At 60.9% G+C, this 25,316-nt stretch carries 22 protein-coding genes and 1 tRNA gene; 11 read left to right on the top strand and 12 right to left on the bottom strand.

The window, feature by feature from the left end; genetic code table 11:
- Positions 1-572, bottom strand: a 572-nt coding sequence (locus IVA95_RS34090; protein ID WP_247514498.1) for an SDR family oxidoreductase, incomplete at its 3' end; no start/stop codon positions are given.
- 151 nt (positions 573-723) lie between these two features.
- On the opposite strand from IVA95_RS34090, the gene IVA95_RS34085 reads away from it, so the two are divergent.
- The 3 genes from IVA95_RS34085 to IVA95_RS34075 all read left to right on the top strand — a co-directional run bounded on the left by IVA95_RS34085 (position 724) and on the right by IVA95_RS34075 (position 3,187).
- The gene (locus IVA95_RS34085; protein ID WP_247514497.1) at positions 724-1,125 is read left to right on the top strand and encodes a response regulator; all 402 of its coding nucleotides are present in this window, start codon (positions 724-726) and stop codon (positions 1,123-1,125) included.
- 50 nt (positions 1,126-1,175) lie between these two features.
- Positions 1,176-1,793 (top strand): LysE family translocator, encoded by a 618-nt coding sequence (locus IVA95_RS34080; protein WP_247514496.1) that lies wholly within the window; start codon positions 1,176-1,178, stop codon positions 1,791-1,793.
- A 770-nt stretch (positions 1,794-2,563) separates the two neighbouring features.
- The gene (locus IVA95_RS34075) at positions 2,564-3,187 is read left to right on the top strand and encodes a peptidoglycan recognition family protein (protein ID WP_247514495.1); all 624 of its coding nucleotides are present in this window, start codon (positions 2,564-2,566) and stop codon (positions 3,185-3,187) included.
- A 276-nt stretch (positions 3,188-3,463) separates the two neighbouring features.
- Here IVA95_RS34075 and rpoH read toward each other — a convergent pair whose 3' ends face one another.
- Both rpoH and IVA95_RS34065 read right to left on the bottom strand, forming a co-directional pair.
- On the bottom strand, positions 3,464-4,360 hold the full coding sequence (gene rpoH / locus IVA95_RS34070) for an RNA polymerase sigma factor RpoH (RefSeq protein ID WP_171583706.1): 897 nt from the start codon (positions 4,358-4,360) through the stop codon (positions 3,464-3,466).
- A gap of 215 nt (positions 4,361-4,575) precedes the next feature.
- Positions 4,576-5,604 carry an RluA family pseudouridine synthase gene (locus IVA95_RS34065; RefSeq protein ID WP_247514494.1) on the bottom strand — a complete coding sequence of 343 codons (1,029 nt, stop codon included), beginning with the start codon at positions 5,602-5,604 and terminating at the stop codon, positions 4,576-4,578.
- On the opposite strand from IVA95_RS34065, the gene IVA95_RS34060 reads away from it, so the two are divergent.
- Together IVA95_RS34060 and IVA95_RS34055 are read left to right on the top strand one after the other, a co-directional pair.
- Positions 5,603-5,941: a hypothetical protein gene (locus tag IVA95_RS34060; protein WP_247514493.1), complete on the top strand. Its 339-nt coding sequence runs from the start codon at positions 5,603-5,605 to the stop codon at positions 5,939-5,941. The two genes, IVA95_RS34065 and IVA95_RS34060, sit on opposite strands and share 2 nt — an antisense overlap.
- A gap of 126 nt (positions 5,942-6,067) precedes the next feature.
- Positions 6,068-6,142 (top strand) — tRNA-Glu (locus IVA95_RS34055).
- Positions 6,143-7,020: 878 nt separating this feature from the next.
- On the opposite strand, the gene IVA95_RS34050 is transcribed toward IVA95_RS34055, so the two are convergent.
- Positions 7,021-7,737, bottom strand: a complete 717-nt coding sequence (locus tag IVA95_RS34050) for a hypothetical protein (protein ID WP_247514492.1) — start codon at positions 7,735-7,737, stop codon at positions 7,021-7,023.
- Positions 7,738-7,760: 23 nt separating this feature from the next.
- On the opposite strand from IVA95_RS34050, the gene IVA95_RS34045 reads away from it, so the two are divergent.
- The 4 genes from IVA95_RS34045 to IVA95_RS34030 all read left to right on the top strand — a co-directional run bounded on the left by IVA95_RS34045 (position 7,761) and on the right by IVA95_RS34030 (position 12,442).
- On the top strand, positions 7,761-8,237 hold the full coding sequence (locus IVA95_RS34045) for a deaminase (protein ID WP_247514491.1): 477 nt from the start codon (positions 7,761-7,763) through the stop codon (positions 8,235-8,237).
- Between the two features lie 457 nt (positions 8,238-8,694).
- A complete protein-coding gene (locus IVA95_RS34040) occupies positions 8,695-9,135 on the top strand; it encodes a very short patch repair endonuclease (protein WP_247514490.1) in 441 nt (146 codons plus the stop codon).
- A complete protein-coding gene (locus IVA95_RS34035; protein ID WP_247514489.1) occupies positions 9,135-11,522 on the top strand; it encodes a sensor histidine kinase in 2,388 nt (795 codons plus the stop codon). The genes IVA95_RS34040 and IVA95_RS34035 overlap by 1 nt, the downstream gene beginning before the upstream one ends.
- Positions 11,519-12,442 carry a hypothetical protein gene (locus IVA95_RS34030; protein ID WP_247514488.1) on the top strand — a complete coding sequence of 308 codons (924 nt, stop codon included), beginning with the start codon at positions 11,519-11,521 and terminating at the stop codon, positions 12,440-12,442. Before IVA95_RS34035 ends, IVA95_RS34030 begins: the two co-directional genes overlap by 4 nt.
- Here IVA95_RS34030 and IVA95_RS34025 read toward each other — a convergent pair.
- From IVA95_RS34025 to IVA95_RS34005, 5 genes are all read right to left on the bottom strand, one after another.
- Positions 12,392-13,642: a DNA cytosine methyltransferase gene (locus tag IVA95_RS34025; RefSeq protein ID WP_256470356.1), complete on the bottom strand. Its 1,251-nt coding sequence runs from the start codon at positions 13,640-13,642 to the stop codon at positions 12,392-12,394. The genes IVA95_RS34030 and IVA95_RS34025 overlap by 51 nt on opposite strands.
- A 443-nt stretch (positions 13,643-14,085) precedes the next feature.
- Positions 14,086-14,352 (bottom strand): HGGxSTG domain-containing protein, encoded by a 267-nt coding sequence (locus IVA95_RS34020; RefSeq protein WP_247514486.1) that lies wholly within the window; start codon positions 14,350-14,352, stop codon positions 14,086-14,088.
- Positions 14,349-15,011, bottom strand: coding sequence for a hypothetical protein (locus IVA95_RS34015; protein WP_247514485.1), 663 nt, complete (start codon positions 15,009-15,011; stop codon positions 14,349-14,351). The genes IVA95_RS34020 and IVA95_RS34015 overlap by 4 nt, the downstream gene beginning before the upstream one ends.
- A gap of 368 nt (positions 15,012-15,379) precedes the next feature.
- A complete protein-coding gene (locus IVA95_RS34010) occupies positions 15,380-16,402 on the bottom strand; it encodes a hypothetical protein (RefSeq protein ID WP_247514484.1) in 1,023 nt (340 codons plus the stop codon).
- Positions 16,399-19,263 carry a transglycosylase domain-containing protein gene (locus IVA95_RS34005; RefSeq protein WP_247514483.1) on the bottom strand — a complete coding sequence of 955 codons (2,865 nt, stop codon included), beginning with the start codon at positions 19,261-19,263 and terminating at the stop codon, positions 16,399-16,401. The genes IVA95_RS34010 and IVA95_RS34005 overlap by 4 nt, the downstream gene beginning before the upstream one ends.
- Positions 19,264-19,624: 361 nt before the next feature.
- Here IVA95_RS34005 and IVA95_RS34000 point away from each other — a divergent pair, with 361 nt between their 5' ends.
- Both IVA95_RS34000 and IVA95_RS33995 read left to right on the top strand, forming a co-directional pair.
- Positions 19,625-19,990 carry a hypothetical protein gene (locus IVA95_RS34000; protein WP_247514482.1) on the top strand — a complete coding sequence of 122 codons (366 nt, stop codon included), beginning with the start codon at positions 19,625-19,627 and terminating at the stop codon, positions 19,988-19,990.
- Positions 19,991-20,178: 188 nt separating this feature from the next.
- Positions 20,179-20,379: a hypothetical protein gene (locus IVA95_RS33995; protein ID WP_247514481.1), complete on the top strand. Its 201-nt coding sequence runs from the start codon at positions 20,179-20,181 to the stop codon at positions 20,377-20,379.
- A 91-nt stretch (positions 20,380-20,470) separates the two neighbouring features.
- On the opposite strand, the gene IVA95_RS33990 is transcribed toward IVA95_RS33995, so the two are convergent.
- The 3 genes from IVA95_RS33990 to IVA95_RS33980 form a co-directional block, all read right to left on the bottom strand.
- Positions 20,471-23,581 carry an efflux RND transporter permease subunit gene (locus tag IVA95_RS33990; RefSeq protein ID WP_247514506.1) on the bottom strand — a complete coding sequence of 1,037 codons (3,111 nt, stop codon included), beginning with the start codon at positions 23,579-23,581 and terminating at the stop codon, positions 20,471-20,473.
- 115 nt (positions 23,582-23,696) lie between these two features.
- Positions 23,697-24,155, bottom strand: coding sequence for a nuclear transport factor 2 family protein (locus IVA95_RS33985; protein WP_247514480.1), 459 nt, complete (start codon positions 24,153-24,155; stop codon positions 23,697-23,699).
- A 37-nt stretch (positions 24,156-24,192) separates the two neighbouring features.
- On the bottom strand, positions 24,193-25,299 hold the full coding sequence (locus tag IVA95_RS33980) for an efflux RND transporter periplasmic adaptor subunit (RefSeq protein WP_247514479.1): 1,107 nt from the start codon (positions 25,297-25,299) through the stop codon (positions 24,193-24,195).
- Positions 25,300-25,316: the final 17 nt, after the last annotated feature.

The following is a 25,316-nucleotide window of genomic DNA, read 5'->3' as shown; positions in this document are numbered from 1 at the left end:
ACGCCGCCGGGATGCACTACCGAGAGCTTCACCGGGCTGTTCGCCATCGCAAGTTCATGCCGCAGGCTTTCGGAAAATCCGCGCACCGCGAACTTGGCGGCGCAATAGGCGGTCTGGCCGGGCGGGGCGACGATGCCGAAGATCGAGGAGAGGTTGACGATATGCGCCTCGCGTTGCTTCGAAAGATGCGGCAGGAACGCGCGCGTGCCATGCACCACGCCCCAGAAGTTGATGTTGATCAGCCATTCCATCTGCGCCTGATCGACCTCGTTGAAGGCGCCGAGCAGGGCGACGCCGGCATTGTTGATGATGATGTTGAGCTGCGGATGCGCGGCTATGGCCGCGTAGGCAAATTCCTGGATCTGGGCGGGCTCGCCGACATCGACGTGGTGGATCGTTATCTTGCGCTTGTTCGCGTTTGCGATCTCGGCGGCCACCTGCTGCAGCCCGGCATCGTCGCGGTCGGCGAGCGCGAGATCGCAGCCGCGCGCGGCCAGTTCCAGCGCCAGCGCGCGCCCGATGCCGCTGGCGGCGCCGGTCACGGCGGCCGCGCTTCCAGATATCGCAGTCATGTCGGGTCAAACTCCTTGCAGGTCGGCACTAGTGGGTTCCTGCAAACTTTCGCAAATTGGAACTGAACCATAAAGCGGTTTCCGCGCTTAGTGTCGAATACCCGACACAAGGCGGTATCGCCAGCCGACGCGATCCTGACAGGAGGCTCATATGGGACAATCCAAACCTTATCGCGCAACGGCCCTTATTGTCGAAGACGACCCGATGCAGCGGGATATGCTCAGCCTGTTGCTGGAAGAGAGCGATGTCGACGTCATCGAATGCGAAAGTGCGGAGGCCGCTGAGCTGGTGCTGGAGCGCGCGGCCGGCGATCTGGTCCTGATGCTGACCGACGTGCAGCTCGCCGGTAATATGGACGGGGTCGAACTCGCGCACATCGCCAGGAAGTACAATCCCGAGATCGGCGTGATCGTCACCTCGGGCAAGCCGCTGCATCAGGAATTGCCCGATGGCGTGCAGTTCTGGGCCAAGCCCTGGGCGCCGCTCGACGTGATCCGCGAGGCGGAGCGGATGGTGTATGCACGGCAGCACGGCGGCGAATCGCGCGCGTGAGCGCCGCCGCCGTGCTTTCGCGCCCGATGCCGTCGTGTTAATGGCAGGGCATGACCCTGTCGTTCCTGTTGACCTCGCTGATCGTCGTCGCTTCCCCCGGAACCGGCGTGCTCTACACGCTGGCGGTGGCGCTGACACTGGGCGCGCGGCCGGGCATCGCGGCGGCCTTCGGCTGTACCCTCGGCATCGTGCCGCATATGCTGGCCGCCATGCTCGGGCTCGCCGCCGTGCTGCACACCAGTGCTCTGGCGTTTGCCGCGCTGAAATGGTGTGGCGTGGCGTATCTGCTTTACATGGCTTGGCAGGCGTTGCGCGAGACCGGCGCGCTTGCGATCGACACGCGTCCGGCAGCGAAGGCGCGCTCTAGCCGGCGCGTCGTCATGACCGCCGTCCTGGTCAACATCCTCAATCCAAAACTCTCGATCTTCTTCCTTGCCTTCCTGCCGCAATTCGTCGCGGTCGACGAGCCGCATCCGCTGGCGCGAATGCTGGAATTGAGCGCAGCCTTCATGGCGATGACGTTTGCGGTGTTCGCACTCTACGGCCTGTTCGCGGCCGCGATGCGCGACCGCGTCATCACGCGGCCGAAGGTGATGGCCTGGCTGCGCCGCAGCTTTGCGGCGGGATTTGCCGCGCTCGGCGCCAAGCTGGCGCTTGCGGAGCGGTAGCTTTCGCGCGGCCGTCAGTGCAGGCGCAGCAACGCGATCTATATTGAGTTCGTAATTCGTAGCCCGGGTGAAGCGCAGCGTAACTCGGGACCGGTAGCGTGGAGAGAATCCCGGATTGCGCGGAGCCTGTCATCGGGCGCGCATTCGCGCGACCCGTTGGCTTCATCCGGGCTACAGCCACCGCCCTAAACAAAAAGGCGGACCTGCGGCCCGCCATTCTCCAAAATTCACCCGGAGTTGGGAGCCCGGGCAGAGCTGAGCACTCCACCCGGGCCGAAATTCACTTCTTCTTCGACTTCTTGGCCTTCTTGGCCTTCTTCGCCTTCGCCTTCTTCGCTTTCTTAGCCATAGTATCCTCTCAAGGTTTTCATGGATTGAAACGCGACACCGAGGCATGCTTGGCGGAGGGCCAGCCTCGCAACATCCTCACACACGATCCCAGCAGATTCGCAGGCTGATGCCGCGTGCCGTCATGGCGGTGTCATCACGTTATCCACAGTTGTTATGCATTTTGATGCGATTTTTTGCCGAAACGAGCGTCGCCGCTACCGCTCGCATGCGCGCGCATGATGCTTAACGATGTCCGAACGCGTGCGACCTTCATCAATTCAAAACCACGGTTTGGATTGGCCTGCGGCCGTCAGAGTCCGTTAAGCGGCGCAGAACGATCCGGCGCCGCCGCTGGTGCCCGACGCCGAAACGGCAGCGGACGTGGCCCTCCGCAAGCGGGCCTGAGACGTGCTACTAAGGTTCATCACTGGGCCTCGGTCATGAATTTTCGCCTCGTCGCGGCGGCACTGTTCGCTCTCTCACTTCCTGCTTGCGCCTTCGCGCAATCGCCCGATCTCGCCGCGATCGCGCGTTCGTCGGGCACACCAGATATTCCCGGCTTGAAGATGGTCTGGCTGGCGCCATGGGGCGATTTCGCAAAGGCACATCCGTGGCGCAACATCATCGTGCATCAGACCGAGGGTCCGGCTGGCTCCGCGCGCGGCGGCGCGCTGGCGCAATCGAAGAACCCGACGCGGCGCGGCGTCATGGTTTGGGTCGAGACTGACGGCACGGTCTACTGGGCGGTCGGCGAACATCTCGTTCCCATGCATGGCGACGGCGCCAACCGCAACGACAACAAGTATATCGACAACGGCCCGACCTATCGCCAAGTGGTCGGCAGCAATTCGATCGGCGTCGAATTCGCCGGCAATTTTCCGGACGTGACGCGGGGCCCGACGGATGCGCAAATCGCGGCGTGGCGTATTCTGGTAAAGGTGCTGCGCGCGCGTTACGGCATTCCGCTCGATCGCGTCTATGCGCACAACTGGATCGACTTCAAAGACGCCCGCTATTGCGAAGGCTGCGCGCTGGCAAGGATGGCGCGGGAGTGGGGCGAGTAGGCCACCGCTGTCATCGTCCGGCTTGCCGCCTCCGCTAGAGCTCCGGCGAGCCAGAGTGAGAAGTCCGGCGAAGCCTTGGCGTAGACGGGACCGGACGATCCAGTATTCCAGAGACCGCGGTTATGTCGCCGTGTCTAACGAACCGCCACGGCGTACTGGGTCCTCCGCCTTCGCGGAGGACGACAGCTTCCGTGTTGAAGCCGCGCGGCCACAAGATCACAAAACAAAAAAGCCGGCGTTGCCGCCGGCTTTCATTACTTGATACCTCTGCCGCGATCAGTGCGCGGCTTCGAGTTCGGCTTCCTGCCGGGCAATCGTGCCCTTGACGGCCGACTGCACCTTTTCGAAAGCGCGGACCTCGATCTGCCGCACGCGTTCGCGCGAGACGCCGAATTCGGCGGCGAGGTCTTCCAGTGTCATCGGCTCTTCCGCCAGGCGCCGCGCCTCGAAGATGCGGCGTTCGCGCGGGTTGAGCACGCCGATGGCGCCGTTCAACGCCTGACGGCGATGATCGAACTCCTCATGCTCGGCCATCACGGCTTCCTGGTTGGGCGAGGTATCGACCAGCCAGTCCTGCCATTCGCCGGCTTCGCCGTCATCGCGGATCGGCGCATTGAGCGACGCGTCGCCGCCGAGACGGCGGTTCATGTCGATCACGTCCTGATCCGTCACGCCGAGACGCTTGGCAATCAGCTTTACCTGGTCGGGGTGGAGATCACCCTCGTCCAGGGCGGAGATCTTGCTCTTCGCCTTGCGCAGGTTGAAGAACAGCTTCTTCTGGTTCGCGGTGGTTCCCATTTTCACGAGCGACCACGAACGCAGAATGTACTCTTGAATAGAGGCCTTGATCCACCACATGGCGTAGGTAGCGAGACGGAAACCCTTCTCGGGTTCGAACCGCTTGACCGCCTGCATCAGGCCGACATTGCCTTCCGAAACCACTTCGGAGATCGGCAAGCCGTAGCCGCGATAGCCCATGGCGATCTTGGCCACGAGCCGGAGATGGCTGGTGACAAGGTGATGTGCCGCGTCGCGATCGTCATGCTCGCGCCAGCGTTTGGCGAGCATGTATTCCTGCTGGGGTTCCAGCATCGGAAATTTGCGGATCTCGGCGAGGTATCTAGAGAGACCGGATTCTCCATTGAGAACCGGTAACGTAGCTGTACGGGCCATTCGAGCGCCCTCCAGTGGTTCAGGCCCCCGATAGCGGCGGGCCCGGCAGGTGATCGCTGTGTTAAAGCCGATCAGGCTGCGATGTTCCGCGTTGGATATTCAACGCATATGCAACATAGCAAAAAACGAACAAATAGGGAAGGAATGCTGACGTCACGTCCCCGTGTGGCAGCCATAACCTATTGGTATAGCTTAATTTTCCTGAAAAGCCTGCGTCATAGGGCCGCTTCCAGGGCGCTTTGCAGAAGGATGAGATCCTCCGGCAGGGGCGCCTCCCAATGCAAAAGTTCTCCCGTTCTGGGGTGTTCCAGGGCAAGCAGATAAGCGTGCAGGGCCTGCCGGCCGAGGGCGGCTAGCGCTGCCTGGCCTTCGGGGCCGAGGTGGCGGGCCTTGGTCTTGAAGTGCGGACCATAGACGGCGTCACCCATGAGGGGGTGGCCGATATGGGAAAGGTGCACCCGGATCTGATGGGTCCGCCCGGTCTCGAGCTGGCAAGCGAGGAGGGAAGCGACCGGTTTGCCGTCGCGCCCCTGATAGGCCGCCTGCAATTCCCAATGGGTGATGGCCTCGCGTCCGCCCGGGCGCACCGCCATTTTTTCGCGCGCATAGGGGTGCCGATCGATCGGCGCGTCGACGGTACCGCGCTGGCGGTTGGGCACGCCCCAGATGAAGGCCATATAGCCGCGCTGCATCGGGCCGGTGCGGCCGTGATCGGCGAATTGCGCGGTCAGCGATTGATGGGCGTAGTCGTTCTTGGCGACCACCATCAGGCCCGTCGTGTCCTTGTCGAGCCGGTGCACGATGCCCGGCCGCCGGACGCCGCCGATGCCGGAAAGGCTGGCGCCGCAGTGCGCGATCAGGGCATTTACCAGCGTGCCGCTTTCGTGGCCGGCGGCCGGATGCACGACCAGCCCCTTCGGCTTGTCGATAACGATGATGTCGTCGTCCTCATGGACGATATCGAGCGCGATATCTTCGCCCAGAGGCTCCGGCGGAACGGCTTCGGGGACATCGATTGTGATCGTATCCCCTCGCGCGACATGATATGCGGGGTCACGGATGGGGGCGCCCCTGGCGGAGACGGAACCGGCCAGGATCAGCGCTTTCAGCCGCGAGCGCGACAGTTCCGGGCGGAGCACCGCGAGCACGCGGTCGAGGCGGGGCGATCCCTCGTCGCCGCCGACGGTAACCTCCAGCCTTTGACCGCTATTTGATGATCGCTGTTCCAACCAAGAGTCCTGCATGACCGATACCGTCGCGCCCGAACCGACCCCCGAGCAGGCCGCGCTGATCGCGCGGGTGCGGCGGATGATGCTGATCGCGGGCCTGACCTCGGCGCTTGCGGTGGCCGTGGTCCTGATCGCCGTCGGGTACCGTCTTTACCGCGGCGAGGGAAGCCCCACACCGGGCACGACGGACATCACGGCAACCCTGCCCAAGGGCGCCCGCATCGTCTCGACGGCGGTTGCCGGCGAGCGGCTGGTGCTGACGCTGGATATAAGCGGGGTGACCGAAATCCGCACTTTCGACGCCAAGACGCTGAAACCGGCCGGAAAGCTCAGATTCGTCAATGAGCCCTGAGGCAGGGCGGATCGGGTGTGCACCGGGTCGGCCCGGGGACCCGAAGCAACAGGGTTAACCACCGGTGCGAAGGCTTCAGACTTGCCTTGCCGACTGCACATTTCGAGGCTATTCCCTGAAGCACACGCTCCCTTCGTCTAGCGGTTAGGACGCGGCCCTCTCAAGGCTGAAACAGGGGTTCGATTCCCCTAGGGAGCGCCAGCAAACTCAGGCACTTAGGTAGCCATCAGCCTCGTTCGTTGAATAATGGTCGAGTAAGACGCTGGTGAACAGCGGCGAACGCTTGGGGAATTTCCTGCCGACATTATCAGACTATCCTCGGCGCGATGCCTCACTGTGGCTCGCGCATCCGCGAAAAAAATTTCCTCGTCGCCCTTGGTGTCCGGAAATATTCAAACCGCCGCTGACGTGCGCTGTCGTACGCGAGCGCCCTCGGATGTTCGCATTGACGTTGCTCGTCGCACAATCAACTCTTGTCCTGTCGAGCTTTGTGCGAATAGGAGGGCCACGTGAGATACAATCGACGAGAGAAAACTGGCGGACAGCAGTCACAAGTCAGTCTATCCGCTCCGAAAGCCGCAGAACCGAGCACGATGCCATTCGCCCAGCGGCTCACCTGCACGATTGACGATGCATGCGAAGTGACCGGCTTGGGACGCACGAAGCATTAGTAGTGGTGCGCTCACTTCTGGCGCTCCTTGACACGAACATGTCGAACTAAGGACGTGCGACTTAAGAGAGCAACCCAACATTGAACGCGCTTTTCCTCAGGCACTCATTTTGATGACACGACCGTGCTCCCTTAGCCGGTCGAACTCGTCCGTCCACCACCGCATCATCCACACGGCGCTCCTGCCAGAATTCGGCGGCATGGGCATAGACGCGGTTCGTCAGGCTCATAACCTTGAGGTCAGGGGCTCGAATCCCTTCCCCGCAACCAGATTTCGTTGTTGCTTTCGCGGGATGATAAAGCGGAGATCGCTGGTCGAAGCCGTCCCGCTCTTACGGGCCGAAGGGCTCGCTCTTAACGAGCCGGTAGCGGCTCGCCTTCTTGCGCGAAGGCGCATCTTCCTTGAACCTCACCACCATTTGAATTTCTTGAATGTCTCGCCGAGCCAGTTCCAATTATCCACCAGGAACGCCCACAGGCCCGACTGAAGCAGATACCAGGCGACCAGCAAGAACAACGCAAGCAGAGGGACCGAAATCCACTTCGTTCTGGTGAACCCGACCCAAACCATGCTCCAGAATTTCTTGAAATAATACTCATCGTCAAACTTCGGGATGTTGAGGAAGCTCGGTGAGAAATCAGCGTAGGAAACGTTCTCCAGGGAACGGATGTATTCCGCCCTGTCGACATTCTCGTCCCTGGGATGGAATGCGCTCACGTCGGAGTGCGGGAAGAAAGCTATCCTGAAGAACTTGTCGCCGAGGCGAATTTCCCGAGGCCGGTCAGAAAAGTTTATGAGGGCCGTGCTTATAGGCCCTTTGAATAGAGGGTCGATGATGCCTACGTTGAGAGCGAGGATGCCTTGCTTCGTGAATGTCGTCCGGAGCGTCGCAAGGCCGGTCACGTCCGCCGGCATAGCGAACTCTTCTTTTGACAACACCCACACCATCTCCCGAGGCTCCAAAAAAACGCGAGAAACCGTAGGATTTCTGCGACGCTCGCGAATTGCTTTCTTGCCAATCGGGACAATTTCGCCGACCGTGAGATCAAAGGTACTGTTCTTGAGATTGCTCTCGTCTCCTCCCGTAACGAGACCTCGTTCCAGAATCTGCTTCCCTACAATCATCAGAAACCTCTTTCGCTATCCTCATGACAGATGAAACCAGAGCCAGAGAAAAATGGGACCGGCGCTTCTTTGAGCTCTGCCGTCTTGTCGCAACATGGAGCGAGGACAGAAGCAGGAAAGTCGGCGCTGTAGTCGTCGGCCCAGCAAACGACATACGGGCGATCGGATTTAACGGACTTCCTCGCAAGGTGGATGGCAATCAACAAGGGAGGCACTCAAAGCAGGACGGAGAAAAGTACTACTGGTTCGAACACGCCGAGCGGAACGCGATTTACAACGCGGCTCGATCGGGAATCAGTACTGAAGGTTGCAGAATGTATAGCAGTCTATTTCCGTGTGCCGACTGTGTGCGTGGCATTATCCAGAGCGGAATTGTTGAGCTGAATACTTTTCAAGAGCCGGAATCGGATGAGTTCTTCCGGCGAAGTTTTGAGGTTGCGCGCGCGATGCTGAAGGAAGCGGCGGTTGAGATCCGGATATTTCCTGCCGACTTCGTCTGACGGAGAGATCTAATGCGTCCCTCGCCGGAGACACTCGGTCCTGCATTTGGCTGCGGCATCGCTATCACTAATGCAGGCGCCGGGTGCCTGGTTCACCGGTCTCGGCACTCCGCGGTCGGCTTGGTCGCTTTCCGCACTGGATCAGTAGCAGGCGAGCGGAAAGCGAGTCGCTCTCCACGCACTTTTTTGTCTGAGAGGTTGAGCCAACTGTATGCCGAGTTTGATTAATCCATGTGCGAAGTTCCCGAATATTGCTTTTCGACCAAGTGTTTGCGTCGTATAGATGGCTTATGTGGGCGTAATGCGACTGGTCGCGCACCAGGCCACGAACGGGTGGCGGCGGCGAAAGCCGAAGTGCCAAAATCTGTTGGGGCCGATCGCCTGTGCCGGTTCGAATCGCCCGTCCGCACCACTAGCGTATAATTTGTAACTAGGGGTTGAACTCGCTGATCGCTGCATGGATACTTTGACGAAGCAACAACGCAGCGAGCGCATGTCACGCATCCGGGGCAAAAATACGCGCCCGGAGCTTGCGGTGCGACAAGCGTTGTACGCCCTCGGATACAGGTACCAGCTCCACCGCAAGGATTTGCCGGGAAAACCAGACATAGTTTTTCCGTCTCGGAAAAAAGCATTGTTCATTCACGGTTGTTTTTGGCATGCGCACCAGGGGTGCAAAGTTGCCAATATGCCAAAGAGCCGAACCGAATATTGGCAGGCCAAGTTCCAGCGGAACGTGGAGCGTGACAAGCTTAACAAGCGCGCGTTGCGCCGGATGGGCTGGAGCACGCTGACGGTCTGGGAGTGCGAAATCAAGCACACTGACCGCCTCTTGAGGCGCGTAACGGGCTACTTGGGCACCGCCGGGACCAAGGTAAAAAAGGAAAGATCGTCTTAATGGCGAGCGACACGTCTACCACCAAGCCGAAGAAGGCGGCTGCCAAGGAAACGCTGACGTTCGACGTGAGCACCGGCCTTAAACGCGTGCTGGGCAGCGAGCTCATCACGGACGACGAGGTCGCGATCTTCGAGCTGGTCAAGAACTCGTTCGACGCGGGCGCCAACAAGGTTCACATCTTCTTCGGGCCAAGCAATGTGATCGTTGCCGACAATGGCCGAGGCATGTCCTACAAGGATATCAACGACAAATGGCTCTTCGTCGCCTACTCGTCGAAGCGCGAAGCCAAGCAGAGCAAGGATTTCCGCAACATCGTCGCCGACCGGGCGCACTACGCCGGCAGCAAGGGCATTGGGCGGTTTTCCTCGGACCGACTCGGCAGTCAGGTCATCTTGCAGACCCGCCCGAAGGATGAGTTCACCGTCCACCGCCTCGACGTTAACTGGAGTCTCTTCGACAAAAATGACCGCGACCATTTCGATGAGATCCCGGTCGACTACCAAGCCACGAAATCGTTCGACCTGCCCAAGGAGCTGCAGAAGTTCGGGGAGAAGCTGCGCAATGGCACTGTCATTGAGGTTCGCCACTTGCGCCATAAGTGGAGTCGACAGTCTCTGCTTGCGCTGAAATCATCTCTAGCCAAGCTGATCAATCCGTTCGGCTCGACAGCTGATCGCTTCACCATTGAAATCACGGCGCCAGCAGAAGCCGACGAAGACAAGGAGGCGCGTGCGAAAGCTACCAAGGCGGGAAGCGAGGTTCTGCCGGGTGCGGTCGTCAACGGTCTGGTCGGCAATCCGATCTTCAGCACGCTAAAGGAAAAGACGACCTTTATCTCGGTTTCGATCGACAAAGGCAAAATCACGACCGAATTAACCGATCGCGGTGAGGTCATCTATAAAATCCGCGAACCAAACCCTTACAAGCACTTGGAAGATTCAAACTTCCACTGTGAAATCTATTATCTCAATACGTCCTCGAAGCTGACTTTCGCGCGCCGCGCAGGCTTGCCCTCGGTACAGTTCGGATCGGTCTTCCTTTTCCGGAACAACTTCCGGGTTTATCCAGTGGGAGAAGTCACGGATGACTGGTTCGGCTTTGACCGCCGCAAGCAGCAGGGGTTTAGCCGCTTCCTCGGCACGCGTGAGGTAATTGGCCGGGTCGACGTGTTCGGGTCCGATGAGGACTTTCAGGAAGCGTCGAGCCGCAACCAGGGCCTCATCGATACGCCGGCTGTGCGCCAGTTGCGCGAGGCGGTGATGAAGCATTGCCTCCAGCGGCTTGAAAAATACGTCGTGCCGGTCTCATGGGTTGATCCTGATGACGCCAACACGGGTGACCTCTCGCGCTTGATGACCGACCAAGGACGAGCCCGTGTTACCAAGGCGGTGGCGAGCCTCGTCGACAACGACGAAGTTGAGCTGGTTGATTACAGCAAACGGCTCGTCAGCATCGTCAATGAGCGGTCCAATGAATTCGAATCCTCGCTTGGTGGCCTGCGCTCGATTGCGGAGAAGACTGGCAACAAGCCGCTCATCGAGAAGCTCGTCAGGGCAGAACGGCGTTTCGAGGAGCTACGCAAGTCCGCCGCCGAGGCACACAAGATTGCGGACCGCGAGCGCGCTGCTAGCGAAGCCGCAATGGAGCGCGCAGAGACGGCCGAGGCTGCAGCTGAAATCGAGCGCCGTCGCGCCCACTTCCTCGAAGCTGCCGTCAAGGTTGACGCGAAGACAATCCTGAACTTGCACCATCAGGTCACGATCTATGCGGTAGATGTCGCCCAACAGATAGAGAACTTCCTTGGTGCCACGGCCGGTCAAAAATCCATCCCTAGAGAGACCGTGCTGGAGGCGATGGAGCAGATCGCCTTCCTCAACAACAAGGTCCTGGCGGTGACGCGCTTTGCGTCGAAGGCTAACTTCCAATTAGATTCTGAGATGGTTGAGGGTGATATTACCGCGTTCATCACCGAATACATTGAAAATGTCGCGCAGGTAACAGGCTCGGCCCGCCTGCGCATTGTCGTCGAGAATACGCATCCCGGCTTGAAGATGCGCTTCAACCCCATGGACATTTCGATCGTCGTAGACAACTTGATAAGCAACGCACGCCGAGCTAAGGCGACGCGGATTAGGATCAAACTCGAAGCCGTCGATAAGGGCACCTTGCTCGTTACCATCCGCGACAACGGGCAAGGATTGTCGCGAGGCGTCGATCCCAAACGCATCTTCGACATGGGCTATACGACCACGCGCGGATCGGGTTTGGGCCTTTACCACGTAAGGCAAGTGCTGGGGGAAATCGGTGGCACCATTGAGCTTTTGGATGACGAAGGGCCTGGTGCTGCCTTTGCCATTAGGGTTGGAGCTGGCAAGAGGAGCAAATGAGGCTAGATTTTAACGTTCTCTGGGTCGATGACCAACCTGGGGCCATCCAAGCGCAGATTACGCGCATTGCCGGCTACATGAAGGAGCAAGGGTTTCACTTCAATCCTACGCTTTGCCATTCGATGGCGGAGCTTGAAAGCCAGCTCAACGAAGACGTATTCGTCGACGAGGTCGACATGGTGCTGGTCGATTGGGATCTTGGCGCCGGTGCTAGGGGCCAGGATGCCATCGAGCGCATCCGCGAGAAAATCAGATACAAGGACGTCGTATTCTACTCTGCACAAACAGCGCCAAATGTTCTGATGGACTTGGTGCGCGAGAACGATCTCGAAGGCGTCTATTGCTGCACGCGGACAGAACTGGTCAACGAGGTTGAAGGCGTCTTCGATTCTCTAATCAAGAAGGTGCTCGACCTGGACCACACCCGCGGCATCGTGATGGGCGCGACGAGCGACGTCGACCACATGGTCAACGAGTGCCTCAGGACCATCCATGCCTCCTTAGAGGACGACGGAAAGAAGCAGTTCATCGCGACGGCCCTTGCTGCTGTGGAAAAGAAGCTGAAGGAGCTCACCAAGCTCGGCGAGAAGCTGAAGACCCAGACGGACATCGCCCCGTTCTACAAGGCACACATGCTCTTCACGTCGATGGAGCGCCTAAAGCTGCTTAAGAGCGCCTTGGAGGCGGGAGGCTCGCACGAAAATCCCGGTGCACACGCCAGTGTCGTCAAGTACATGCAAGAAGTCGTGCCTGAGCGGAACGACCTCGGCCACGTCGTGCTCGTTCCCGAAGGCAAGCCAACCCTGGTCGTCACCGCCGTGGGAAGCCAAGTGAGCCTAGAGGATATGCGAGTCCTGCGCTGCACCATCCTAGATGTGCGCACGGAATTCCGCGGCTTGCTGAAGACGCTTGGCGGCTGACGGCTTACGTTTGGCTGCCGTCATCGCCTTCATCAAGAATTCGCCGATGGTCCTGGCGACCAGCGGCGGTACGGCGTTCGCGACCTGGGTGAAGCGTGGCACTTCACGGCGGCGCAATTGGCCGCCGGTGGTGTACTTGCCCTTGAACTCGAACCAATCCGGGAATGATTGCAAGCGCGCGTTTTCGCGTACCGTGAGTGTCCTGGGCTCGGAGTAGTGCAACAAGTCGTCCGGCATGCTGGTTATCGTCGGCGACGGCATGTCGGGGTCGAGCACGCGGAGGGCGCGCTTCTTCAAACCAAACTTCGCGCGAACCTCATCGGTGATCGATGTGTTGAGCCGTCCTTCAGCGTGGCTCAGCTCGATGATTTGCCGGAAACGATCGGTGATGTCGTCGTTGTGGCGGGCCAGCCTCAAGTCAGTCGGGTGGGCAACGCCAGCGTTCATCAACTTTTGATACTTGGTCAGCGGCGCCTTGTATTTCGTCTCTATGAAGCCAGCCGTGTCGCGGGAATCCTGCGTGCCGTTGCGCGCGGTCTCCAGGTCCGAGATGGCGGACTTCGACGATATCGGCGCTTGCAAGCCGATTGACCGAAGGAACGATGGTAATTCCTGCTTCAGCTGCTCGAATGGTTCCTTGATGCCCAGCGCGCGGCTAGTGGCAAGCACGAAGTAGCGTGTCCGTCGCTGGGGCACGCCGAAGGCGGACAAATCCAGCAAGGCATCATGGACGTCATAGTCGACGGCCAACGCGGTACGAAGCTTGCTTGCGTAGTTCGCCCCTGTCTCGAAGTCCGACGTGAAGCCGCGGACATTTTCAATTAGCACCACTTTCGGCTTCAGCAGCTTTACCAGCTTGAGATACGACGAAAACAGCTTGTTACGCGGATCATCGTGGCGCCTGCGGCCCGCGCTCGAAAACCCTTGGCACGGCGGTCCCCCGACCAGCAGGTCCACGGTCCCTTGTAGCTTTTCCAGTGCTTGGCCGTGCTTCGACAGCAGTGATTGGATGCCTATGGGCTCCTTGGGAAGCCACTTTGGCCATGCGAACTTGTGCGGGCCTTTTCCCTCGACAAGGTTTGCCTTTAGCGTCGCGAACGCGAAGTCGTCATGCTCGATTGCGAACAGTCCGCGCCATCCGGCTTGCAGCAGGCCCAACGATAGGCCCCCGCAACCCGCGAACGCGTCCACGAAGACCATCGGCTTTAGCGAAGGCTTAGTTGCCATGTCGGGCTGTCAATCATGCTCATGACGGCACTATGCCGTGGAATTGATGGGTGCGCCAGGTCCAAACCTACCGACGGGTTCTTAACCATTCCCCCTATGTCCCTGCGGCCACAGTCGCCATTGCCCACGACGACGCGCATACCATGGCTTGGTTCAAACGTGTCCCACGACTCCTTCTCGTGATTGCGTCTACCCAATGCACGGCCAGTAAAGACGGGAAGTTAGGATCGAGGCGCCCCGGCGCAGGGCAACCGCATCCCGGAGGGTCCCTCGGCCGGAGCCTCCTTGCGCCGCTGCTTATGACCTCTGGTCCTTTTGAACTCCCGATTTCGCACGCGACGCCGATGATCGCCGTCGTGGATGGCGGGCAGCACCGGATTGCCGATGATCCTTCGTGACTAAATGGGCAAACGTTATCACTTCATCCCTTCCAGCAGCTTCCGCGCCTCACCCAACACCGCCCGTATCCGCCTTCGCTCGGCGATCGCATCCCTGGTGAACAGGCCGTGCTTGCGCGCGTTCTGGTTTGCCTTGGGCGCGCCGGATCCCGGTGCTCCGCCGTGCATGCGGCAGCGCTTCTTGCCGTGCACCGCCGGCGAGCGGCACGCGCCGCCGGAACGGGTTTTGGCGCCACAACGCGGGCTCGCCAGCATCGGGCCGGTATTTCTGATGTGATCGCTCATGGCTGTGCTGCCCGCTTGGCATCGGCGGAAGCGGGCCTTCGCCTGGAGCCTGCGGCCTTCGGCGCCTTCCGCGCCGCGGAGGTCGGGCTCTTGTCGGAAACGATCACGCGCGCATGCTGCGTGACGTTGCCGACAATGGCCTTGCCGCCATCGCCGACCGACACGTTCTGCACGGTGATGGCGGGCTCGCCATGGCTCCGGTAGCGGTTCAGCGCCTCGATCTGGGCGGGAAACGTGCGGGCGAGCCTGCCCAATGCGCGCGCGGCGCTGTCGTGCTGAGCGAGATCGTCCGCATTCGCAAGGTGATGGGCGCACCGCATCGCCATCACATGAACGGAAACCATCTGCGCCACCAGCATGGCCTCGACGGAATCCCGTGGGCGAATGCTCTTCACCATCGAAATCATGAAAGAGAGGTTGACCTCGTCCGGACTCTCGCCGCTCACGCTGGCCTTGACCAGTTGCCGGAGGATGCCATGCATCGCTTCGCGATCGGCGACTCCCAGTGCGTTCGTCATGAGCTGTTCGCCGATTTCAGGATCTGGATGGTCGATGGAGAATCCGTGCGACAGGAGCTTGATCCGCGGGATTGCGGCGGCTTTGGTCTGGTCGGTCGCGGCGATCGCCGTTGACATAGCAAGGTCTGGAGCGGTGTTCATGTCGATACTCCCTGGCACGCGCGCGGCGCGCGCGGTTCGGCCACGCGCAGATGATCGTTCGCCGCGGCGATCCCTGTAATTTCAATTGTGGGTAAGGATTTTCAGCCGCAATCGCACCGACGCGCCCGCTGTTGCGGGCGACGGGGATTTACAGGATTGCGGGATGATGAAGGAATGCCGCTGATTTGCCCGACGTGTCAAGCTGCTTCTTCGAATGGCGGCGGCCGCCTGCTACTTTGCACGGGGTTGTTTTCGATATTTTGGGAGCGCGTGTGTCGAGACTCCCTTGCCGTTGCAAGCAGTGGTGGGCAGGAGTCTTGCCCTTGGCTCGGCTGTTTGCCAGCCATTCGTCGCCGCACACGCTCTGCTCATTCCCGCTCCATCAGTTCGGCGATCGCCTTGATGCGGCTTCTGGCGTATTTCGGCAGGCCGGCGCTCAGCGAATCGCCGCTGTTGAAGGAGCTGTTGCCCATGAGCAGTTGCGCGGGCACGAGGTTTCGCAGCATGGGTGTTTTGCTGTATTCCCTTTGCTTGTTCAGCACGTCGTCCCTGACCGCAATCAGGATGTAGACCGTCGCGATGGCGGCTTCCCGCTCGGTCGGATGCTGTTGCACAACCGCTAGCAGCTTGCCGAACTGGATGACCTGGTTCACCCAAAAGATGTTCTGTTCGAGCCCGCTGGTGACTGGGGAGTCGAGGCCGGTCAGGCTCGGCAGTTCGGCAAGCTGCGGCTGCGCGACCAACATCATCTCACTCTGGAACTCGATGAAATCCGGGATGGGCTTTTTGCTCTCCTCGCGCAGCTTGTTGGCAAGCTGAATGCCCGCCGGTATTTTCCCTTCGAACATGTAGCGGGACTGCACGCAGACCGCCTTCGCGTCCTCGCACCAGCGGCGATCCGGTGCACGGTTGTGCGCGGCGCCCGCGTCCTTGTTGGGAACAGCATCGCTCGCCGTGATCGGCCGGTGCTTGACTGCCGGATCGATCTGCTCGAGGAACGCGACATTCGCATATCGCGACAGATCCAATGCCGCTGCCGGTCTTGGAAGTCGAAACCGCGCCTCCGCCTGGTAGACCGAGAGCTTCAGCTTCGTTTGTTGCTTGAGCGTGGGCTCAACGAAGCTCGGGAAGAGCGAGAGGAAGCGCCGCTGAACCGGACGTGAGCGGGCCCAATCGTCGAAAGGAATAAGCCCGGTCGAGGAATCGGCGAGCTTGTCGTTGCGTTGGTCGGCGAAGATGACCGTGCGCGGCTTGATCTGTGCGATCGGAACGCTGGCGACTGCGGGCACGTCCTCCAGCTGGAATTCCTGCGCGGCTGCGCCCGTGCAAATGGCCACGCAGGCGGCGATGAGGACGGCGGCACGGTGGAGTCTCATGGCGTCAATGCTCAATTCAGCCGCCGCCAGAAATAATCAGGATCGACTCGGAGCGGCGGTCGCGGGAGGCGGTCCTCGTCATCGGGATATCCGCGCCAGGAGGGATATTCGCGCGGACCAAGCCGCCAGCCGGGGAATGGAAAGGGCAGCCGGTTATCGCCGTAAAGGCGGTTGTCGTGGGACCACTGCTGGAATGGCCCGCCGTCTTCGTCATAACCGCCACGATAGGCGTAGCGTTCTGCACGCGAGACGATCCGAAATTGCGTATCATTGATTCTGCCCGCCGGATCCCTCTTGAGGTACTCGGTGAAAGCGCGCCCGGAGCCGGCCGGTACAGGATCGCCGGTATACGGATCGATCGACAGAGTAGCGAGCTGACGCATGGCTTCGCGCGAGGGGCCGTTCAACGCCGTCTTGGGAGCGTGCAGCTCCCAGGCTGCCTGCACGATCGGCTCGAACATCGGCAGCGCGACTTTCGCTCCGGTCTGGCCGGGCCCAAGGGTGCGGCGCCCGCCGTCGCTGTTGTCGTAGCCGACCCAGATGGCGATGGTAACGTCATTTGTGAAACCGACGAACCAGGCATCGGCCGAATTATCAGTGGTGCCAGTCTTGCCGCCGACAAAGGGCGAGAGATGCTTCACCACGCGCGCGGTTCCGCGCTCGAGCACACCCTGCAGCATTGATTTCAACTGGTAAAACGATGCCCGGTCGGCGGAGCCGATCCAGTCCACCGCACGCGGGTCGTGCCGGTAGATTGTGCGGCCGTCCTGTTCGATGGTTTCGATCGCATGGGGCTGGGGCCTTGCGCCTTCATTGGCGATCGCTGCATAGAACGCCGCCAGGTCGATCAGCCGCACCGTTTGGGCACCGAGCACGAACGGGTAGTAGCGCATGCAGTCCCTGTAGAGCTGCGCTTCCATCGCGAGCTCGCAGACCCGGTCGAGGCCTCGCTCGGCGCTGTCGTCGAGACCGGTCGCGAGCAGTTGCGCGGTGGCGAGATTCCGCGAGTTTTCCAGCGCACGCCGCAGTGTAATGGCGCCCGAAGCGCCGCCGTCGTAGTTCTTCGGCGACCAGAAACCGCGCTGGCGCGCGTAGCCCGTCGCGCGGATCGGTGCCAGCGTGATGGGTTCGTCCATCACCAGCGTATTGGGCTGCAATCCCTTCCGAAGGGCGGCGAGATAGGTCAGCGGCTTCAAGGTGGAGCCGGGTTGCCGCAGGCTCTGGACGACGCGGTTGAGCTGGCTTGCCGGATACGAAAAGCCGCCCGCCATCGCGAGAATGCGGCCGGTTTCGTTCCCGAGTACGAGCGCCGCTCCCTGCACGGCCGGTCGAATGCGCAGATCGGCACGCGCCGCTTGCTTACCCTTGGCTTCGCGCACCTGCACATAGACCACGTCGTACGGCTTGAGACCGCGCCCGATCGCCGCGCTCCAGGTGTTCAGCGGCAGGATGCTTCCGTCGGTCAGACCAACCTTGATCGCATGGCCGCGCTTGCCACGCGCATTCTCCAGGACGACCGCCGATTGCCAGTGAACGTCATAGAGTGGTAGCCGCGTCGTCTTCAACGCCACGAGCCAAGCCGGTTCCGTGGCCCTCGGGTCAGCCGCAATCAGACGGACAGCATCGGAAATGTTCGCCTCGGGTCCCTCAAATTTGTAGCGATTGGTGTTCAGCTCGTAACGCGCGAGGCCCTCCTGCAACGTCGCTTCGACTACGCGCTGCAGGGCCGAATTGACGGTCGAGTGCACCGTGTAGGAGGAATTGGTGAGAGTATCGAGGCCCGCGACCATGTTTGCCTCGCGGGCGACGTGATCGACGAAGTGAAAGGCGAAGTCCCGTCGCGTCGGCCGGTATTCGACAAGCTGCGGCAATACTGGTTGCGCCGCGGCGGCGTCGATCATAGCGTCGTCCTGCATGCGGCCCAGCACGTAGGCAAGGCGCTCGCGCGCGCGCTCAGGGTGGTGGTCGGGATTGAAGTAGTTAGGTCCCTTGGCGAGCCCGGCGAGCAGCGCGCCCTCGACTGCGGAGAGCGCCTTGGCTGGTTTACCGAAATAGCTGCGCGCCGCCATCTCGATGCCCCAGGCGCCGCGACCGAGATAAATCGAGTTGAGATAGAGCTCGAGGATTTCCGCCTTGGTCAGGGCGCGCTCCATCCGCGAGGCAACGATCATTTCGCGCAGTTTTCTTTCGTAAGTGATGTCGTTGCCCACCAGCAGGTTCTTGGCGACCTGCTGGGTAATGGTCGAGCCGCCCTGCGGCCGGCCCGGCTTCGTGAAGTTGCCGATGAAGGCGCGCACCAGTCCGCGCTCATCAATGCCGGCGTGTTGAAAGAAGCGCTTGTCCTCGGCGGCGATGAATGCGTTGCGCACCGCTTCTGGAATATCCGCAAGCTTGACCCAGATGCGGCGGTTGTTCGGCGCGTAAATCTCGGCGACGCGCTGGCTCTTGTTATCGAGGATTACGCTGGTGCCAGGAAGCCTGAGGTGCTTGAGCTGCACCGCGTCGGGCAGATCCTTGACCGCGCTGTTGTAGAAAGCGATGACCTGACCAAGATCGACCGGAGATCCTTCCACTTTTTCGACCTTGCAGAACTGCCTGTAGGCCGTGTGGAGGTCGGCCAGATTTAGGCCTTTGAGCGCCTTGATCTCGCTGCTCAACGCTTCCTTGTCATCCATGGCAGTGGCAATCAGATCGTCCAGGTTGATGTCCTCGATGTCGAAAGCCTTGCGCATGTGAGCGCAACCGGCACCCAGAAGCTGCGCCACCTCGACGCGGTCGTGCACCGCATCGAACTCCGTTTTGACCCCATCCGGCCGGGTAGTGACCTGACTGAAGGCAAGCGCCGTGGCGAAGATCTTGATGAGAATCGAATCCATGACCTACCGACGGTCGAAAAACCGCCTCCGTAAGGTCCCTTCTTGTAGGACAATATTAAACAAGGCGGTATTGAGGAAAAAGTTCCTTACGGCCGGAACCACCGCTGCGGCCAGTGCGTTTTAGAAAGACCACATCGGCAGCGCACTCATGAATGCCCCTCTCCCAGTCGTGCTTGCCGCGGCGCTTCTCAGCGCCGCCATCGCCGCGATGCCTGCGGATGCTGCTCCTCGAAAAAAGAAAAGCCGGGCTCTAGCCGCGGTCCCCCCTGCAGCTAGCGTCGCTCAGCCGCCCACGGACAGATTTTTCGCCTGCGACGTCCGGGTGCGAGACTATCTTCGCGAAGGCGGAGCGGTGGCACAGGTGACCAAGATCGAAGTGGACGATGCCCGACTGCAGCTGAACATTCATCATGAGTACGGAGAGGCGGGAAAGTCGTCTCGAAAATACCTTCGCGGGGACACTGAAGAAGAAATGCGCAAAAATCTGCGCGGAATATTGGATGAGTTTGCTGCGGCTGCGAAGGCGGCAACGGCTGGTCGCGCTTGGTATGTGGTCGCTGCTCGCAAGGTCATGCCGGACCTCCGCGAGGGTTCGGGCGAGAACGCGAGTCCATGGACGGCTATTGTCCTCGCGGATTTCGAGGGAAAATGCAGACCCATCACATTCTATCAGTCTGTCGATCGGAATAAGCTCAATCCTGAACTGAGCAAGAAATTAGATGAGTGAAGTTTTGCGCTTGAAGTGATTTGCAGTCGTAGCGACCGCGCCTGGACGCCACGAGGGGCGCGGCTCCACGGCTCCGCACGCGAGATTATCTCGACCGCAGATCCGGTGCTTGTCCGCGACGCTGTCCAGTTGGGAGCTACCATGTTGCCCATCCTTGCGGCGCACCGGACAGAGAGTTCGACCCCGGAATGAGCCAGAAGAATCGCGTTCCACTTGCTGATCGTGTCGCCAAAGCCCCTGAAGCGGCGCTTGCCGCCGAGCACTTTGTGAGCGCCATCGACATCCTGGTCAGGATCGGGTGGCTCGACTCTGGAGCAGTGGAGCGCTGGCGCCGCGGACAGATCGATTGCCCGGAGGAAGCGCTTCAGCAGGACTCGTCGCCGCCATGAACGGCAAGGTCCGCTGATCGAACCGCAAGCCTTCGCAAACGCGCAGCGCGATAAGATCCCCACCTCGTCTGCCTCGTCCGACAACAGAGCTCTACTCGGCAGCCATTGCTGTTCGCAATTCCGGTTCCTCCATAGAATCCTCATGGATCTCATCTGCAGTCGGCGTGATCCGAAACCACGCGGCATAAAGCGCAGGAAGGAACAGCAGGATCAGCACCGTGCCGACCGCCGTGCCGCCGATCAGCGTATAGGCCATCGATCCCCAGAAGACGGAGTGCGTGAGAGGGATGAAGGCCAGCACGGCGGCAAGTGCGGTCAGGATCACGGGCCTCGTGCGTTGCACCGTGGCCTCGATGACGGCGTGATAGTTATCAAGGCCGGCCGCACGGTTCTCCTTGATCTGTTCGGTCAGAATCAGCGTGTTGCGCATCAGGATGCCCGCCAGTCCTATCAGGCCCAGAATGGCGTTGAATCCGAAGGGCTGATTAAAGGCGAGCAACACGGGCACGACGCCGACTAGGCCAAGCGGTGCCGTCAGCATGACCATGGCCATCGTTGAGAAGGATCGCACCTGCAGCATGATGACGATCAGCATGGCGGCGATCATGGCGGGAAAGACCGTCGCCAACGCGTCATTGGCCTTGGTTGCCTCCTCGATCGATCCGCCCAATTCGATGCGATAGCCGGCCGGAAGCGATGCGATCAGCGGCTGAAGGGCCGTCTTGATCTCCTTGGAGACCTCTGGAGGCTGGGTCGCCTCATTGATGTCCGAGCGAATCGTGACGACGGGTGTGCGATCGCGGCGCTTCATAATCGGCTCTTCCAGACGGATTTCCGAATGGCCGATCTGGTCGAGCGGAATCGGGCGGCCGTCCCGGCTCATCAGTGAGAAATCCGCCAGACGCGCCGGATCCAGCCGCTCGCCGCCTGCGCTGCGTGCCACGATGGGGACATTGCGGATGTCCTCGCGGACCTGCGTAACGGCAATGCCCGTGAGGAGGAATTGAAGCTGCCGGCCCACCTCCGCTGGCGAGAGGCCGATGAGGTTCAGTCGATCCTGATCCGGGATGAAGCGGAGCACGGGCGTGCGATTACCCCAATCGCGGTTCGCTTGCCGCACATCGGCAACGCCACGCATGATATCGAGGGCTTTTTCAGAGATAGCGTACAATTGCGCGGGATCAGGCCCCATAACTCGAAACTCGACCGGGAACGGCGTATAGGGCCCGAACACAAGCTGAGTGACGCGCACACTAGCCTCAGGTGCAAGCCCATCTGACACGGCCTGGCGGAGCCGGTGCTTCAAAGCCTCGCGCGCCTCCGCGTCCGGCGTAAGCACGACGATCTTGGCGAATGCTGGATCAGGTAGCTCCGGCGCCATCGCGAAGAAGAAGCGGGGAGCGCCCTGACCGACATAGCTGGTGACGATCTTGGCCTCCGACTGGTGGTCCAGCCAGTGTTCGAGCTTCTCGACTGTAGCGGTCGTCGTCTCAATGCTGGTGCCTTCCGGCAGGCGAACCTCCACCAGCACTTCGGGGCGGTCGGACGTCGGGAAGAACTGCTGTTTGACCGCGCCCATGCCGACGACGGAAAGCGCGAAAGCGATGGCGACGATGCCGCTGGTTACGAACTTGTGGCGCACGGCGAAGGTGATGATCCCTCGCAGGCGCCGATAGTTCGGTGTGCCGTAAATCGCGTGGTGACCGCCTTCGATCGGCTTGATCGCGGGCAGCATCTTGACGCCAAGATAGGGCGTGAAGATCACCGCGACGATCCAGGAGACGATGAGGGCGAACCCCACGACCCAGAAGATGTTGCCGGCGTATTCGCCGGCCGTCGAGCGCGCGAAGCCGACCGGCAGGAACCCGGCGATCGTCACGACTGTTCCGGACAGCATCGGTGCCGCCGTGTGGCTCCACGCATAGGCTGCCGCCTTGATGCGGTCCATGCCCTCTTCCATTTTCACCACCATCACCTCGATGGCGATGATGGCGTCGTCCACGAGAAGACCAAGCGCCAGGATGAGGGCGCCGAGCGTGATGCGGTCGAAGAACCGGCCGGTTTCCAGCATGATGAGGAACACGACGGCAAGGGTCAGAGGGACGGCAGCCGCCACGACGATGCCGACGCGCCAGCCGAGGCTGAGCAGGCTCACCAGCAGCACCACGCCGAGCGCCATCGCAAACTTCATCATGAATTCGTCAACCGCCGAGGTGATGTTGACGGCCTGGTCGCTGACTTTAGCCAGAGTCATCCCGAGTGGCAGAATCCGAGCGATAGCTGCGGACCTCTCCTCCAGCGCCTTGCCAAGCGCGAGGCCATCCCAGCCCTCTTGCATAACCGCCGCCAGCATAATGGAGGGCTCACCCTGGTGTCGGATGAGGTAGGTGGGAGGATCCTCGTAGCCGCGGCGGACATTGGCGATGTCGGCGAGCTTCAGCGTCCGCCCCGCAGCGACGATCGGCGTGTCGGCGATCGCCTGGACGCTGTCATAAGCGCCGTCGACCCGGATGAAGACCTGCGGCCCCTTGGTGTCGATCGAGCCTGCCGGTGTGAGGGTGTTCTGCCGCTGCAAGGCGGCAACAATATCCTGTGCCGACACGCCGAGGGTTGCCAGTTTGGCATAGGAAAACTCGATGAATATCTGTTCGGGACGTTCACCGAGGATGTTGATCTTCTTGACGCCGGGCACGTGCAGGAGGTCCTGGCGAATGGTCTCGGCTTGCCTCGCAAGTTCGCGCATCGGCATGCCCTTTGCCTTGAGGGCATAAAGGGCGAAGCTCACGTCCGAATATTCGTCGTTGACGAAGGGGCCGAGCACACCAGAGGGCAGCTTGCGCGCTTCATCCCCAAGCTTCTTGCGGGCCTGGTAGAACTCCTCCTGCACGCTAGATGGCGGTGTGCTGTCCTTCAGCGTAACCGTCATGTACGCATAACCTGGCCGTGTGGTCGTCTCCACCCGGTCGTACCAGGTCAGCTCCTGAATCCGCTTCTCCAAGGGTTCGGCGACCTGGTCCTGCATCTCGCGCGCCGTCGCGCCCGGCCATACCGTCGTGACCGTCAGGGTCTTGATGGTGAAGGAGGGGTCCTCTGCCCGCCCGAGCCTTAGGAAGCCGTAGACACCTGCGAACGCCAGCAGGAGGATAAAGAACAGGGTTACGGCCCGTTCGCGGACGGCGATCGCGGAAAGATTGAAATTCATCATTGGCCAGTCCTATTCCTCGACGTTCGTCCTGACGCTCGCGCCGTCCTGCAGCAGGTGGCGCCGAGTGGACCGCGCTTGCCCGAAAAAACGCGGGCCTCCGACTGCGCTTCTGCTAGGTTACAATTGGTTCGGCGACAGCTTCTTTGAGGCCAGCTGCCGCCTGGGCAGCAAGCCCACGGGCCGCTTCCTGTGAATCTTGAAATTCCTCGAGTGCATAGACTTTACCCCACCGCAGGGTGAACACGTGGAGGCCACGGTTGACGTAGGACGCGTCGCCGTGGAGCAGCGTTGCGGTGGCGTCCCACTGGGCAAACACGGTGGTGTGCCAAGGCCACCCCTTCACCCAGATGTTGTTGACCGTGATGTGTAGAGTGGGCTGAACGCGGCCGAGACGCTCAAACCAGCGGCGCAGCGCTTCTTTGTCGTGGCGCTCACCAGCAAGCGCGTGGGCGCCGGAAACGCGGTGATGAACATGCGGCGCGACCGCTTTCGCCGCTTCATCCCAGCGATGGTTGTTGACGTGGTCGAAGGTCTTTCGGATTTCTTTCTTGACGATGTAACTGTATAGCATTTGACTTCTCCAACGGCGGTCGCGGAAATATTGAGGCTCATCTGCTTTCAGAGGCAGTCCTGACGCGAGCGCCCTCCTGCAGGAGATGAGCGCCGAGGGAAACAATCGGATCACCAGAGCTCAATCCAGAGATCACGGCAGTTTCGCTGCTCACCCGAACAAGTTTGACGGGCCGAAAGCGTACGGTCGAGGTGACGCTATCCAGGACCCAAACACCGGTCTTCCGGCCGTCATCGAGCACGGCTCCCAGCGGCACCTGGACTTCCGGCTGACTCGCTTGGCTTGCGAGCCGAATGGTTACCGTCGCGCCAAGCGGTGCTGCCGCGGCCTCACCGTCGAGCACATAACGTGCCTCATAGGTACGGGTCTGAGCATCGGCGGCATCCGACAACTGCCGCAGATGCGCCGTGTAGCGCCGCCCATCGGCCGCCCCATACACGCTGGCCTCGGCCGCGGAGCCGATGGCTGGCCGGATCGTTTCGGGAAGCGCGACCACAGCTTCGCGGGGGCCGGCCTTTGCGATCCGAACGACTGTCTGGCCGGCCGAGACGACCTGCCCGGGCTCGCCAAGCGTTTCGACTACCGTTCCGTCCGCATCCGCTACCAGGACCGAGTAGGTCGCCTCATTCTCGGCGACCCGCGCATCCGCTTCAGCGGTGGCGAGTTGCGCCTCGGCCGTATCCAACGCGGCCTTCGCTTGCTCATAGCGCTGTCGGGAAGCCCATCCGTTGCTCACCAACTTGGCGTATCGCTGTTCATCCGCTTCGGTCTGAACGAAAGATGCACGCGCGGCGGCAACGGCGTTGCGCTTTGCCGTGACCGCAAGGCGAAGGTCGGTTTCGTCGATCCGCATCAGCGGCTGACCGGCTTTGACCTGCTGACCGGCATTCACAAGCCGTTCCACGATCTTGCCGGCGACGCGAAAACCGAGGCTGCTCTGCACCCTCGCTCCTATGATGCCCGTGAAGCCGCGTTCGGATCCGGCCACCTGCGCCGCGGTCACTACTCTGACGATCGGTGGTTCCTGCCTCGGGTCGCTCACGGCGGAGGCTGCCTGCGTGCGGATAGAAAGCGCGGTGAATGCGGCCACGCCGGATACGGCGATCAGGATGCTGCCCAGCACAATAACGGGTCTCTTTTTCATGCTATCGCCTCATTCGA

It is taken from the genome of Bradyrhizobium sp. 157, assembly GCF_023073815.1.
Taxonomy (GTDB): domain Bacteria; phylum Pseudomonadota; class Alphaproteobacteria; order Rhizobiales; family Xanthobacteraceae; genus Bradyrhizobium.
The sequence above is the reverse complement of the archived record's forward strand: the minus strand, read 5'-3'. Positions and strand labels throughout refer to the sequence as shown.